This is a genomic window from Arcobacter pernae (assembly GCF_049472135.1).
Lineage (GTDB): Bacteria > Campylobacterota > Campylobacteria > Campylobacterales > Arcobacteraceae > Arcobacter_B.
In genome coordinates this window covers 348,217-363,486 of record NZ_JBMOVV010000001.1, presented here as the reverse complement: position 1 = coordinate 363,486, position 15,270 = coordinate 348,217, and the positions used below count along the sequence as shown (strand labels likewise).

The following is a 15,270-nucleotide window of genomic DNA, read 5'->3' as shown; positions in this document are numbered from 1 at the left end:
CTTGAAAAGTTTAAACTACTCCATTATACAAATCTCTTTTTTTCTCATATGTATCAATGTTTGAATAGCTACTAAAAGCACTATAAAAGTTGATATGAAAGTAAATACATATGATAAATACTCATAGAAAGACACCTTTGTTAATTCAAACATTAGTATCGTAGCTAAGCTTATAGCTGCCATGGGAAAAGTAAAAGCCCACCATGATATAAAAAACTTTATATTCATATAGTTTTTATACATAACAAAAACTAAGATAGTAAAAAACAGCCCTAGACTATAAAGTATGTGTGCAAAAAAATCTAAACTTGATGTTAGTTTTATATAAGCAATAAAGCCAATAGCAGGAGGAGCTATAAGTATAAAAAGTGTTGGCATAAACTTTGCTGCAAACTGTTTATGGAAAATAATTCTATTTAAAATTATTGAAAAAAGAATAATCCAAAAGAAAATACCAATAGAGTAAAAAAAGTATAAAATTGATTTATCTACAAACCCTATTCCAGCAATTGGAACTATTAAATTTCCAACTATTGGTATAAACCATGCGGGATTAGAATGTACTATTTCTAAATTATTGTTTATCCAAAATTTGATTGTATAAAATGTAAAAAATATATGAACAAAAGCTCCAATAAAAAACAAAATATAAGCAACATTCATGTCAACTTGTCTAAAGAACATTGATAAAAGAAGTGTAGATATTGAAGAAGCTGCAAAAAAGTTTACTCTTATTGGGTGAGATAACTCTTGTTTTACTTCTTTTGTATGTAAAAATATTTTTAAAATATATGTTAAAACAATACTCAAATAAACCCCAGATGTAAAAAGTCCAAGATAAAAACCTATTTCATATGGAAAGTCAAAGCTCTCATTTAACTTTATGAAAACCATTGATAAACCCATAAGTCCCATAACTGTAGCAAACATCATGATGGGAAAAAATTGAAGTCTGTTTGAAGGAATTGCTTTAATTGATTCGCTATTATGCATCTATTAAATCCTATTAAGAAAAATTTATTATAATTAGAAAAAAGTTAGGAAAATAAATGGCAAAGAGCAAAAAAGCAATCATAGACTTAAAAAATATGAATCTATCTTTTGAGGAGAGAAATCATCATATTAAACTTTTAAGTTTCAAAACATCAACAATGACTTTAGATGTAGAAGTATATGAAAAAGGTCAATTGTTAAAGAAAGATACAATTGTTTTTGCTCACTTACCAAAAAAGCTTAAAGCTAAACTAAATCCTCTATTCTAATCATAGTTATAATTATAACTTATTTTAATTAAATAAACTTTACTTATATATAAGTTTTAATTATAGTTAAACAAAATAAGCTTTGATTTTAGCAAAGTTAGCCCTAAACATGGTATGTAAGTAAGTTCCAAAAACTTTATCTTTTTTAAAGGCAGCCTCTTTTTCATACTCACCTTTTTTCTTATATAAAGTATACTCACCTTTAATAGAAGAATCTACACTAGTATAGTGAAAAGCATGACCTGTTATACCCAAGTCATTATCATAATATCCCATTCTTGTAAATCTTTTATTTAATGTAAACTTCAAAGGAAGTAAGCCTAACATCTTTTTATCATCACAAACTTCACCTAGAACTATAAGACCCGCACACTCACCATAGATTTTTTTTGTTTTTGCATGCTCTTTTAATGAAGCTTGGAAGTTTTTAGATTTTTCAAACCTCTCATATGACTCTTTTGTTTCGATATAACCACCACAAATAAACACACTATTTGCATCATTTGGAATAATCTCATCATTTACACTATTTACAATACTTACTTTTGTAAAGTGCTCTTTTAAAAACTCCAAATTATCATGGTATAAAAAAGAGAAGTTTTTATCATAAACAACTGCTATGTGTTTATCTATTTTCTCAATTTTTTCAAAAGGATAGATTATCTCTTCTTTTTCATATTTAGTTATCTCTTCAAGCTTTTGTAAATCTATATTTTTAAGCACTTCCTTTGAAAGCTCTTCTATCTTATCTTCTTCACAATCTTTTAAGTCTAAACCTAGATGAGTTGAACTTAAAGCTTCTAAATTCTTTGAAATAAATCCTAAACAAGCTACGTCATCAAAATCTTTTTCAATTTGATTTTTTATAAGTTCATAATGCCCTTGGGATGAGATATGATTAAATACAACAGCTTTTATAGTATTGTCTTTTCTATACTCTTTTAGACCTTTTATAATTGCACTTAAAGTGATATATGAACCACTTGCATCTAAAATAATAATTGTTGGGATATTTAAAAGTTTTGTTACATCGTAAGCAGATGAGTTTTTATCCATTCCATCATAAAAGCCCATAACGCCTTCTAAGATAGAAAACTCTTTATTACTATAATTTGAAAACAACCATTTAACACCCTCTTTTTTACAAATATTAATATCCAAATTTACACTAGGTGTTTTAGAGATTTTTTCATGAAATTGAGGGTCGATAAAATCAGGTCCTATTTTAAAAGGTCTTACACTCTTTTTGTAGTGGTAAAGTAAAGATGTTGTAAGGATTGTTTTTCCTTGGTTTGAGGCAGTTGCACTAATACATAAAGCTTTTATAATCTATCCTTTTTATTATTTATGAGATTTTACTATTTTTTCCTATTTACCTAACTTACAAAGAACCTTCAATTTGATATAATCCAAAAAAAGTTCAATAAGGAAATAGATGAAAATTGCTATTATTTCAGATATAAAATCAAATGTTTACGCACTAGAAGAAGTAATAAAAGATATAAAAGCAAAAGATATAGAAGTAGTTTTAAACCTAGGCGATATGTTTTATGGACCAATAGAACCCAGAGCTACTTATGAGTTAATAAGAGAAAATAAGTTTATAAATATCATGGGTGATGAAGATAGAAAAATCCTTGAAGCTTCACTTGCACAACTAGAAGAAGATGAAACATTAAAATATGTTTATAATAATTTAGGTGAAGATGTTTTATACTGGATTCAAGAACTACCTTTTGAGAAAATAATTGGTGGAACTTATTATATGATTCATGGAACTTACTTTGATGATACACAATATTTATTTGAAGATATAAAAGATAAACAATTAGTTCAAAGAGAAGATGAACAAATCATAAAACTTACAGATGATATTGAAGCACCTTTTATTTTCTGTGGAAACTCTCATATTCCAAACTATAAAAAGCTAAATAGTGGTCAAATTACTATCAACCCTGGTTCAGTTGGATTACAAGCTTTTAGTAAAGATAAACCAAAACATAAGATAGAAAACAACACTCCAAATGCTTCATATATGATACTAAACATCGAAGATAATAAATTTTCTATGGATCATGTAAGAGTTGCTTATGATTATGAAAAAGCAGCCCAAAAAGCACAAGAGAATGGAAGAGAAGATTGGGCTTATGCTCTTAGAACTGGTAAAGTAAAAGAAGCCTAATGAACTGGCTTGCTCATGTACTACTATCAAAAAAATCAATTGATTTTCAAATAGGAAATTTTATAGCAGACCCATACAAAGCAAGACCTTGGGAAAATGCAAGCAATGATTTAAAAAATGGTATGCACATTCATAAAATCATAGATTCATACTCTGATAAACATGAAGCTTTTAAAAGAAGTAAAAAAAGACTAAAAGAAAAAGGTTTATTAAAAGGAATAATCATAGATTTTGTTTATGATTATTTACTTACGAAAAATTGGGATAAGTACTGCAATATAAAACTTGAAGTTTTTATACAAGAGTTTTATGAAAAAGCCTATATTCAAAAAGATAGTTATCCTTTAAGAGCAAATCAAATAGTTGAAAATATGATAGCTAGGGATTTACTAAACTATAAAGATTTTAAGCACTTAAAAAAAGCTTTTCAAAGACTTGATATGAGGCTATCAACTAAACTTGCACAAAGAGATAGTGCTATTTCTTACTATGAAATAGTTTGTGAAAAAATAGCTGAACTTGAAGATGACTTTTTAGAGTTTTTTCCTGATTTAATCAAAAAAGTAAATGAAGAGTTAAAAGCACTTGAAGAGGAAAAACTAAATCATATAAAGATTTAGTTTCCTTCATTTGCCTTTTTATTTCTTTTTATAAGAAGATATACAAAAAATGGTGCTCCAATAAATGCTGTTACAACACCAATAGGAAGTGTTGAAGCTGTATTTAAATTTCTAGCTATTAAATCTGAAACAACTAAAAATACTCCTCCATAGAAAAATACAGGGAAGATTAGTTTGTCTGCACTTTGTTTGTAAATAAGCTTAATTATATGAGGTACAACAAGTCCTATAAAACCAATGGGTCCTACAAAACTAATACAAACACCTACACATAAAGAAATGACTACAAGCAATGTCAGATTTAGTTTATGTACATTTAAGCCTTTTAGAAATGCTGTATCATTTGAGATTAAAAGAAGTTTGATATTTGCTCTATTTACATAAATAGTAAAATACATAATCAAACTTGCAATAAGTACCCAAAAAGAGCTACTAAAACCAACTGTATCTAAACTACCTAATGTAAATCTCACAATTGAATAGTTTTGTTCTAAATCACTTAGATAAAAAACAAGCATTAAAGCTGATGAATAAAAATATGATAAGGCAATACCAATTAACAAAATAGAGTTTGTAGATACGGCTATGCTGTTATTGTTTATTCTTTTTGAAATGTAATATAAAATTATAATAGTTACTAAAGAACCCAAAGATGATGAAACAGGAAGTATTACACTTGGAATAAATACTATAGAAATAGCAGTAAACAAAGTTGTACCACTTGCTATTCCTAAAGTATATGGTGTTATTAAAGCGTTTTTAAAGATAATTTGAAAAATCAAACCACTCAAAGCTAAAACACCACCTACTAATAGTGCTAAAAATACCCTTGAAACTCTTAACTCCCAAAATACTTTATATGTAATAGTTGAAGGATCAAATAGTTCATTTAAGTTTAGAGCTATTTCTCCTAAGAATGGAGAGATTACAATAATAAAAAGTGATGATATAAATAGTAGTTTTTTTATCATAGGTTCACCACCAAGTGTTTATCTAATTTTATAATTGCGTTATTATAAAACTTTTGAAGATTTTCATTTGAGAAAAACTCTTCATTTGAACCAAAAAACTTGATTTGTCCATCTTGCAAATATAAAATCTTAAACTTTAAGGCATAAGCTAAATCAAGATTATGAGTTATTACAATTTTTTGTTGTAAAAAATCAGATTTAAAAATATCAAATACCTCTTTTAATCGTGTAATATCCAAGTTTGCAGTAAGCTCATCAAAAATAGTAATTTTTGCATTATGCATAATAGCAGAGCCAAGAAGTAAAAGTTGTTTTTCCCCTGAACTAAAGGCTTTACAAAATCTATTTTCTAATTTTTTTAAACTTAATAATTCGATGATTTTATCTATTTGTGAGTTATTATCACTATTGTTAATTGCTGATAACTCTAAAAACTCTCTTAGTGTAATATACTCATCAAATATTTCAAGTTTTGGAGGAATATAGTTTATTAAAGATGCTCTTTTTGCGTCACTTATATCATTTATATTCTCATCAAAAAGTTTAACTTCATCATTCTCAATTAGATTTGATAAAACCTTAGCAAGAGTTGATTTTCCTGCTCCATTTTGTCCTAAGATTATAAGATTTTCATTTTCATTTAAAGAAAATGAAATATCTTTTAAAATAGAACTATTGTAGTTGTTTATTTCTAACATTTATTAATATCTTTTTAAAATCTTTTATAAAATAAATCACCCTATCACTAGGTATTCCTGCATAATCTTTTGCTATTAAATATACATCTTTATTTATACTTGCATTTACAGGAAGTGTTTTCCATGATTTTTCTAATCTTTTTTGCTCTTCGAAATTATCTTTTATTCTAGGGCTTAAAAGTATTATTATATCAGGATTCATATTTATAATCTTTTCTTTATTTACAACTGGTTGATTTGTACTAGTTGAGAAATAAGCATTTTTATTTCCTGAAGCCTTTATAACATCTTCAAAGTATAGATTATTACCTGTAATATAAATCTGATTATTTAAATCTTTTCTAGGACCAATAACCAACAATATTTTTTTATCATTGATTATATTGCTTAACTGTTTTAGCTCATTATCAATTTGAGATAAAAACTCATTTGCTTTTTTTTCTACTTTAAAATACTCACCTAAAGTTCTAATTGTATGTTTTATATCATCTAAAGTGTTTGTTTTAAAAACCAAAGTTTTAACACCTAAAGCTTTTAAATCAGAAATAAGCTTTTGATTATAATCTTGTGCAATTACAACTGTTGGTTTAAAATTTAAGATTTTTTCCAATGATATAGTTGCATATCCACCAACTTTAGGCAAATCTTTTGATTCTTTTGGGTAATTACTATATAAAGTATTTGCTACTATATTTTTACCTTGCCCTAAAGCAAAAACAATCTCATTTATTGAAGGAGTAAGAGTTATGATTCTCTCACTCCCAAATAAATTTATACATAAAAATAAAAGTATAAATGTGTATTTCTTCATATTAGAATTTAGCCTTCAGTCCAACATAAGCACTTCTCTCAGCTGTTGCATATCCATCAACTGTTTGATAATATTTGTCAAATAAATTATCAACTTTTAAATATGTAGAAAAAGTCTTATTTATATTATAATTAACTACTGTATTCCAAACAGTATATCTACCTGTTTGTGCACCTGTTTTATTTGAACCATCATATCTAGTTCCAATATATCTAGCATTTACATTAAAATGAAACTTATCAATCCCATAATAATCAACTGCAAAACCTAATTCTCTTTTTGCTCTTCTTGCTAAATCTTTTTTATCACTATCCCTAGCACTTAAATGGTTATAATCCAAAGTTATTAAAAGATCTTCTGTTAAATCTTTGTTGTATGATAATTCATATCCTTTTAACTTCGTTTCTCCATCAAGATTTTCATATTGAGTATTTGGCCATGAACCTGAAACATATTGAATCATATCACTAATTTTATTTTCAAAATAAGTGATCTTAAAATTATTATATTCTAAATTTAAATCTAAAGATTTTGCTGTTTCAGGTTTTAAAGTTGGAGTATAATTTATATTACTTAATGTTGGGGCATTATAAGCAGTACCATAATTAGCACTAATATTTAATTCATTATTAATTAAATATTTTGCTCCTAATTTACCTGTAATTTTTTCCTCAAATTTACTATTATCATCAAATCTTAAAGTTTGTACTAAAATTAAATTACCAAATTTATTTGAGTTAGATAAGAAAACTGCTTTTGTATTATACTTTAAATTACTACTTTTATATTCAAAATTCTGTTTATTTAAACCAACTAATAATTTACTATTTTCATTATAATCTATATCACCATGCACAGCAAATTCATTTACTAAACTTTTAGCATTAAAAGTACCTTGTGTTCTATCAAATTTTGATTGCTGAGCATTAAACTTAAGTTTAAACACATCTGACTTATTTGTGTAGTTAATTGACTTTAAATATTGTTTAAAATATGCTTTTTTTGTCAAGTCATCAGCTGAACTACTATCATATTCATAATCTGAATCAATTTTTTTATATAGAACTTCTAAAATGTCATTATCTGATAAATTTAGTCCAGCTTGAATATTATATGTATTATTAGAGTAACCATCTTTATCATAACCTAATTCATCACCTCTTTTTCCATAATTAGCTGTACCTTTTTTTGCTTCAAATGCACTAAATCCTTGAGATTCAACTCTATTTGCTCCAACTTTAATATAACCAATTTCATTTGTATTAGAAATTGTAGCAGAAGCTTTTTTTGTATTAAAACTACCATACTCTAAAGATGCATTTCCATGTAAACCTTTTTTAGCTTTTGAAGTAATGATATTAATTACTCCACCACTAGCATCAGCTCCCCAAATACCTGATTGAGCACCTTTTACAACTTCAATCTTTTCAATATCATCAACTAAAAGTTGAGCCATGTTAGCACCACTTAAACCAGCAGGTTCGTTATATCTAATCCCATCAATTAAAACAAGTACTCTTTTACCACTTACTCCTCTTATTGTAAGATTATCTAATTGTCCAAGTCCACCATTACTTGTAATATTAATCCCTGAAATAGTATTTAATGCTTGACTAACACTTGCATAGTTTTTTTCTTGAATATCTTGCTTTGTAATAACTTCAACATTTGAAGTAACGTCTTTGATTGATTGTTCTGATTTTGTAGCACTTGTAACAGTAATTGTTTCTAAAGTTTCGTTTGCAGTTAAGTTTGTTGCAATAATTAAGCTTGCAACTAAGCTTGTAGTTAATTTTTTATTCATTTATCTATTTTCCTTGGCTTTTCTATATATGATTTGTTAAATTTATTTTGATTGGTTTTAATTGTTTACTTAAAAGTAATTTTGTGATTTTTGGTAAATCTTGACTCATAATTGAGTGTACAGTACAGTAAGAAGAGTGTATCTTTCTATCAACAGTAGCAGCTAAGATACCAAAAAATGTGAAGTATTTTTTCGATTTACTAATCATGATTATTCCTCCTTTATAAAATTTTGTAGTTTAAAAGTGCGGAATTATATATAAAAAATGTTAAAAAACAGGAATTACAAGCTTATATTTGTAAAAACTCCATTTGTATCTGTGTAGAATTGGTACCCTAAATACATCATATAAAAACCAAATACAATTACTAAAATAGAAGCAACTTTTATAAATACATCTCTTAAATTAGATTGTTTAAAAAGTCCAATAAAAAACCCTAATGAAAAAAGTGCAGGTAAAGTACTAAGTCCAAAGACAAACATCACAAAAGCTCCCCAAAAAGCACTAGCAGTTCCAGCAGCTATAATGGCAAAGGCATATACAAAACCACATGGTAAAAGTCCATTTAACATTCCAAGTAAATAAAAACTCAATAATGAATCTGAACCTAGAAGCTTTTTAAAAGTTTTTTGATAAAAAGTAGATTTAGAACATGTGTGTTCTAATACAGTTAGAAATTTGATTTTTCCAAGTAATGATAGACCAACTAGTATCATCATTAAACCTGTAAAGACTAATAATATAGAGTTTGTTAGATTATTAAATGTTACAACACTTCCAATAAAACCTATTACAGCCCCAATCATAGTATATGTAGTAATTCTTCCAAATGAATAAAAAAGATGAGCTATTGCTTGAACTTTTTTTGACCATTCACTTCTAATCTTTGTACTTGAATATGCCATAACAATACCACCACACATTCCAACACAGTGACCAAATGAACCTAACACAGCAATTGATACAATTGCTAAAATACTAATTGTTTCCATATAATCTAACTCCAAAGCAGTTATTATATTGACTTAATAATAAATTTCTCTTTTAATTGCTAAAATTAGGGCAAAAAAAAAGCTTCACAAAGGGAGTTGTGAAGCTTTTATATTATTCAAATTTATTTCAATAGTTTAAAATAGGATACTAATTAAAATATGATTAGTAGTAGGAGGATTTAATATAAATATCCTATATGTTTGTAAGTATAACAGTCCAAGTGTTAATTATTTGTTAAATCAAGATACTTTTTGTCCTCTTTAACTAAAAATTTCTTATTAATTGTAGAAAAGTAACACTTTTTTAGAATTTCACTATCTTTTTTTTAAGAATATAATCATATAATACATCAAATTTAAACAATTATTATAGGAATAAATTTATGAGATTAATCATGTTTGATATGGATGGAACGCTTGTTGATAGTTCTAATGCCATAACTAATACAATAAATTATGTAAGACAAAATTTAGGTTTAGAAACATTAGAAAAGAATTTTATTTTAGAAAAAGTAAATGACCCAGATATAAACTCAGCTGAATTTTTTTATGGAACAAAAGAGTTTACAGATGAACAAGTAGTACTTTTTGAAGAGTATTATAATGAACACTGTTTACTTGATTTAGAAGTTTATGATGGAATTACTCAACTAATAGAAGATTTAAAAGATGATTTTACATTAGCAGTTGCTACAAATGCAAGTTCTGATTTTGCAAGAAAAATGCTTGACCATGTAGGAATAGAAAAACACTTTTCAAGTATCTTAGGTTTTAATGATGTTAAAAATCCAAAACCTCATCCTGAGATGGTTCACAAAATTTTAAATGAGCATAGTATATTAAATAGTAATGCTCAACTAATTGGAGATTCACATAAAGATATTATGGCAGCTACAAACGCTGGTGTTGATTCAGTTTTAGTAAACTGGGGATTTTCAAATCATGAAAAAGATGCAATTCATACAGTACAAGAGTTAGAACAAAAAATATTTGAGAAGTTTAGATAAACTTCTTAGATATACATATTTCTTCCTAAAGACTTCGCTTTATATAGATTATCATCAGCTTTTTTTATTAAATTTTTTGGTGTTACTTCCTCTAAATCACAACTTACAGCTACACCCAAACTCATAGTTACAAAACTACTTACCTCAGATTTTTCATGAACTATTTGCTCTTTTGAAATATTATCAAGTATTAATTTTGCTATTTTCTTTGCTCCTAATTCATTTGTATTAGGTAAAACTATTACAAACTCTTCACCACCATATCTAGCGACTAAATCAGTAGGTCTATTTATTGTTTGTCTTAAAATATCTGAGACTTTTTTTAGACAATCATCTCCTAGTTGATGTCCATAAAAGTCATTATAGTTTTTAAAGTAATCTATATCCCCAATAATTAAAGATAAACACTCTTTAGTTCTTTGGGCTCTCTTACACTCTTTAAATAAATACTCATCAAAGTATCTTCTATTTTTTAATTGTGTCAAAGAGTCTAAGGTAGCTAATAAATCTAGTTTCTTTACAGCTTCTTTTAACTGTTTGTTTTTATTATCTAAAGATTTTGTTCTCTCTTCTACTTTTTGTTCCAACTCATTATAAATCAAAGCATTATCAATAGAAATGGCAATTTGCCCACTTAAGTGTTTAAATAAATCTAACTTATCTTTTTTAAACAAAGAACTAATAATATTGTTTTCTAAATAGATTAAACCTTTTAGTTCTCCATGTAACATCAAAGGCACACACATTACAGATTTTATTTTTCTCTTTGAGACTTTAAGTTCATCATAAAAGATTTTATTTTCTGATAAATCATCAATAATAATAGACTCATGTGTTCTTAAAACATAATTTACAATTGTATGTGTGATATTAATATAATCCATATAAGGAATATTTGTTAAAACCTTTGTTTGTTTATCTGTACTATTTCTATATGCTTCAACTAACAATTCATCTTTTTGTTTTAAAAGAAGCACTATATTTTGAGCGCCTGCATTTTTCATCAACTCTTCAATGATAATTTTTAAAAGCTCTTTTAAATTCTTTTCTTCACTTATAACTTGCATTACATTAATTAAGGTCTTAATATCAATATTTGAAGATTCATCAATCTTACTTGATTTATGACTTATCCAAGCATTGAAGCTCTCTTTTGCTTCTTTATCATACATATAAGAAACTCTATTTTGAAAGTTCTTATTATAAATTTGTGATAAACTCTTGTTTGAGATATAAATAAGTTGATTTTGACCATATATCTTAGCTGTCTCATTTGCTTCTTCATATAAAATAATTGCTCTTTGTAAATTATTGTTTATTTCATACAAAGAAGCTTCTAATACCTTATATCTTACAAGAAAGTTTTCATAGTTTAATTTTGACCATTTTTTAAACTTATTTCTAATTCTTTTTATATAAGCCCTAAATCTTATTTTATCAACTAAATTTGCCTCTTTATAAAGTTCTTTGTATATAAGAGCTTTATAGAAGTAATATTCTGTATTATGAAGCATACCTTTAGAAGCTTTTGAAAAAACATCAGCTTTTTTTATAAAAGGTAGAGTTTGTGTATATTTATTGTTTAAAAATAAAGCTATGATTTTATTTATAAAATAGTAGTGAGCAAAGTGTTTTGATTCATAGTCATCCAAATTACTTGAAAAGCTTGCTTCATCAAACTCTTTATTTAAATACCTTTTCCCTTGAATATCATAAATATTATATTTAATACTTTCCATAATACTGTAGTGTTCATTAGCACCTATACTTTTTAAGATAGGCTTGAAAGACTCTATTTTATTTAGTATTATATTAAAAGATACTCCTCTTATAAACATACTTTGTATCAAAGCAACAGCAGAACATGAACTATGAAACCAATCCCCTATTTCAAGTCCATTTAAATAAGAGTTCATCCATTTCTTTTCTGTTTCAATAGCAGGATTAGTCCAAGAGTTAGCAAAATATCCACATACAAACTCCACTTCACTACTTAAAAGTTTATTATCAAACTTATCAATCATTTTATGTGAAAGATTCGAATACTCATCAGCTAATTCATGTTTACATAAAATCCCACCTTGAAAGATAACTCCAAAAACCATAAAACCAATTACAGAATCTTTTGTTATTCCATATTTTAAACATAAATTAATAAGCTTTACAGACAAAGAAACACAAAGTTCAGGCTGAATTTGATAAGCAACCTTTAAAAGAGAAGAAAGTGTTTTAAGAAGTATCTCTTTTTCTTCATCTTTTACAATTGGAAGGTTTAATATATCATTTTCACTTTTTGATTTAAGTTTGACTTTTAACTTTACAAACTCATAAATGAAATCTACTTTATTAAAAGAAGCAGGTATATTTTCATTAAAAAGAATAGCAATTTTTAAACCAATCTCATAAGCTTTTTTAAACTCAGATAAATCTGTATAAAACTTAATTAGAAGTTCATATACTTTAGCTTTTTGTATATTTGTATTACATAATAAAATAGCTTCTTCGAAAAACTTTATAGCTTCACTATTATTATGGCAAAGCTGTTCACAAATAGCTCTTTGTTTTACAATCTCAAGATATGAGATTTCTTCTTTATTATTTTTCCCAATTAATGACATAGCAATTTTTACAAACTCTAATGCACTCTTAAAATCACCACTTAACCTTGAGAATATTGAAGCCTCATAATTTAGAGTTATTAAAACAACTATTTGTTTATCCTCAATAAATTCAATTGCCTTATTTAAATGATTTACACAATTAATTAAATCCATATTTTGCAACAGCTTAGTTTGTAAGAGTTTATATCCTATACTAAAATGAATCTTTTTTAACTCTTCATTACTTATTGAAGAGTATACAATTTGTTGCATTCTATCATGAGAGAAACTATAAAACTTATCATCACTTTTAAACTGCTCTAAATTCTGGATTATCCAGTCTTCTTTTATGGCAATTTCTAATGCCTCTTTTAAAGAAGCTGTATCATCAAATAGTTGAGATAACATCTTTTTATTAAAACTATTTCCAATACATGAAGCTATTTTAAGTATATTTTGTACATTTTTAGGCAAAGAAGCAATTCTTTTTGATAATACATCAAATACATTATCACTTATGGGTAAACTATTTAATTCCTCTACTTTGCAATACCATTTTAAATCTGTAGTATTAAAGTATATAATTTCATCTTTTTTTAACTGCTTTAAATACTCTTTTACAAAAAATATATTTCCAGCTGTTTTAGTAAATATTATATCTGATACTTTTTCTAGTTCATTAATATCTGTCTTGTTTTTAATATAGTCTAAAAGAATCTGTTTTGTCATAGGTTTTAGAAAAATTGTATTGACTTTTATTCCTAAAGAATGAAGTTTATCAAGCATTGAACTAACAGGACTTTTTTTATCTACTTCTTCATTTCTAAAAGATACAATAAAAAAGCAGTTTTTTAGATTTATTGAAGCTTTTTCTATCCACTTTAAAGTTACATAATCTGCCCACTGTATATCATCTATGAAAATACACAAAGGCTTTTCATCTAAAGTAAATAAATCTAAATACTTAAACAACAAAAAATCAAATCTAGCTTTACTATCTTTTACATTTAAAGAGTCAACATCAGGTTGAACTCCTAAGATAATCTCTAACTCGGGAATTACATCAATTAAAACTTTTGCATTTTCACCCAAAACCTCTAAAGCTTTTTCTTTAAAATCTTCTAGGCTTTTCTCTTCTTTTATAATAATTTGTCTTGTTAAATTTCTTAAAGCCTCATAGATAAACTCATAAGAAGAGTTTTGTTTATATTTATCTAACTTTAGTTTTATAATATTTGAAAACTTATCTATATTTTTATTTATAAAATAGTTAATTAATGTAGATTTACCTATTCCTGAATTTCCTGATACACTTATAAAGGTATTGTTATTTTGATTTAATTCTTTAAAGTAAGCATTAAACTGATTAAACTCTTCTTCTCTTCCAAAAATCTCTTCTTTATTATTAAAATCAAATACTTTCTCAAAATTATCAAAGTTAATATCTTCTATTTCTTTTTCTTGAACTAAAGAGAAACACTTATGTAAATCAGCTAAAACAAAACTAAGATCACTATATCTTTCTTTCTCATCTTTTACTGTCATTCTTGATACTATTTTTGATAAAAATATTGGTACTTCTTTATTAATATCACTTATAAAAGGTATATCATCTGATATTAAAGAGCTATTTTTATCAAAAGGCATATAAGAACAAAGCATTTCATAAAAGATTATTCCTAAAGAGTATATATCTACTTTTTTATTTACACTTTTTAAGCCTAAAAGAGTTTGTTCAGGAGCAATATATAAAGAGTCTATAGTTGTTTCATAAGTTTCATTTTCATAGTTTGAGAACAATAAATCTAAAAGCTTAACTTCTTTACTTTCTGAAACTAAAATTGATTGTGGACTTAAAGAGTTATGAACAATTCCTTTTTTATGTAAATAAATTAATGCTTCACAAATTTTGATTGCTAAGATAAAAAAAGTTTCTAATTTTAATTTTTCTTTATGTAAAAGCTGTTTTAGAGTTTTTGATTTAAATGATTTAAAAATCAAATCAATTTGTTTACTATTATTATCTAAGAAATCTACATCTAGAATATATTTATGATTACAATCATTTAGAAAAGAAAATTCTCTGTGAATATTCTCAATTATATTTTCATTAAAAGTATCTAATTTAAAAGTCTTAACTATTATATTTTTATTATTTGTTTTATCATAAGCTTCAAACAATTCATAATATCTATTGTCAATTATCTTTTCTACTACTGTATAGTTACTTTTAATCAAAAGATGCCTTCTTAACGTTATTGTTCTATTTACATCATTATAACTTTATTATTTTTAAAGTTACTCTTTTAAGCTAAGAAGGCT

General features: G+C 26.0%; 13 protein-coding genes. 4 read left to right on the top strand and 9 right to left on the bottom strand.

All coding sequences use genetic code 11. The features are described 5' to 3' along the window. Positions 1-15 precede the first annotated feature (15 nt). The gene (locus tag ACH5BF_RS01800; RefSeq protein ID WP_423272288.1) at positions 16-993 is read right to left on the bottom strand and encodes an SLAC1 anion channel family protein; all 978 of its coding nucleotides are present in this window, start codon (positions 991-993) and stop codon (positions 16-18) included. A gap of 56 nt (positions 994-1,049) precedes the next feature. Between ACH5BF_RS01800 and ACH5BF_RS01795 the strand changes: the two genes are divergently transcribed. Next, positions 1,050-1,262 (top strand): malate dehydrogenase, encoded by a 213-nt coding sequence (locus tag ACH5BF_RS01795; protein WP_423272287.1) that lies wholly within the window; start codon positions 1,050-1,052, stop codon positions 1,260-1,262. Positions 1,263-1,328: 66 nt separating this feature from the next. Here the strand turns inward: ACH5BF_RS01795 and ACH5BF_RS01790 are convergent, their stop codons facing one another. After that, entirely contained in the window at positions 1,329-2,573 is a 1,245-nt protein-coding gene (locus ACH5BF_RS01790; protein ID WP_423272447.1) for a cobyrinic acid a,c-diamide synthase CobB, read from the bottom strand. 124 nt (positions 2,574-2,697) lie between these two features. Between ACH5BF_RS01790 and ACH5BF_RS01785 the strand changes: the two genes are divergently transcribed. Together ACH5BF_RS01785 and ACH5BF_RS01780 are read left to right on the top strand one after the other, a co-directional pair. Then, positions 2,698-3,444, top strand: coding sequence for a metallophosphoesterase family protein (locus ACH5BF_RS01785; RefSeq protein ID WP_423272286.1), 747 nt, complete (start codon positions 2,698-2,700; stop codon positions 3,442-3,444). Then, entirely contained in the window at positions 3,444-4,064 is a 621-nt protein-coding gene (locus ACH5BF_RS01780; RefSeq protein ID WP_423272285.1) for an acyl carrier protein phosphodiesterase, read from the top strand. The genes ACH5BF_RS01785 and ACH5BF_RS01780 overlap by 1 nt, the downstream gene beginning before the upstream one ends. Here the strand turns inward: ACH5BF_RS01780 and ACH5BF_RS01775 are convergent. From ACH5BF_RS01775 to ACH5BF_RS01750, 6 genes are all read right to left on the bottom strand, one after another. Continuing rightward, positions 4,061-5,035: a FecCD family ABC transporter permease gene (locus ACH5BF_RS01775; protein WP_423272284.1), complete on the bottom strand. Its 975-nt coding sequence runs from the start codon at positions 5,033-5,035 to the stop codon at positions 4,061-4,063. The genes ACH5BF_RS01780 and ACH5BF_RS01775 overlap by 4 nt on opposite strands. Next, positions 5,032-5,733 (bottom strand): ATP-binding cassette domain-containing protein, encoded by a 702-nt coding sequence (locus ACH5BF_RS01770; RefSeq protein ID WP_423272283.1) that lies wholly within the window; start codon positions 5,731-5,733, stop codon positions 5,032-5,034. Before ACH5BF_RS01770 ends, ACH5BF_RS01775 begins: the two co-directional genes overlap by 4 nt. Then, positions 5,708-6,544, bottom strand: coding sequence for an ABC transporter substrate-binding protein (locus ACH5BF_RS01765; RefSeq protein ID WP_423272282.1), 837 nt, complete (start codon positions 6,542-6,544; stop codon positions 5,708-5,710). The genes ACH5BF_RS01770 and ACH5BF_RS01765 overlap by 26 nt, the downstream gene beginning before the upstream one ends. A 1-nt stretch (position 6,545) precedes the next feature. Beyond that, positions 6,546-8,348 (bottom strand): TonB-dependent receptor domain-containing protein, encoded by a 1,803-nt coding sequence (locus ACH5BF_RS01760; protein WP_423272280.1) that lies wholly within the window; start codon positions 8,346-8,348, stop codon positions 6,546-6,548. Between the two features lie 22 nt (positions 8,349-8,370). After that, positions 8,371-8,556, bottom strand: coding sequence for a hypothetical protein (locus ACH5BF_RS01755; protein WP_423272279.1), 186 nt, complete (start codon positions 8,554-8,556; stop codon positions 8,371-8,373). Positions 8,557-8,630: 74 nt separating this feature from the next. Then, complete coding sequence (locus tag ACH5BF_RS01750) at positions 8,631-9,341, bottom strand: sulfite exporter TauE/SafE family protein (RefSeq protein ID WP_423272278.1); 711 nt, start codon at positions 9,339-9,341, stop codon at positions 8,631-8,633. 383 nt (positions 9,342-9,724) lie between these two features. Here ACH5BF_RS01750 and ACH5BF_RS01745 point away from each other — a divergent pair, with 383 nt between their 5' ends. Then, positions 9,725-10,348 (top strand): HAD family hydrolase, encoded by a 624-nt coding sequence (locus ACH5BF_RS01745; protein ID WP_423272277.1) that lies wholly within the window; start codon positions 9,725-9,727, stop codon positions 10,346-10,348. 5 nt (positions 10,349-10,353) lie between these two features. On the opposite strand, the gene ACH5BF_RS01740 is transcribed toward ACH5BF_RS01745, so the two are convergent. Further along, positions 10,354-15,186 (bottom strand): diguanylate cyclase domain-containing protein, encoded by a 4,833-nt coding sequence (locus ACH5BF_RS01740; RefSeq protein ID WP_423272276.1) that lies wholly within the window; start codon positions 15,184-15,186, stop codon positions 10,354-10,356. Between the last annotated feature and the right edge of the window lie 84 nt (positions 15,187-15,270).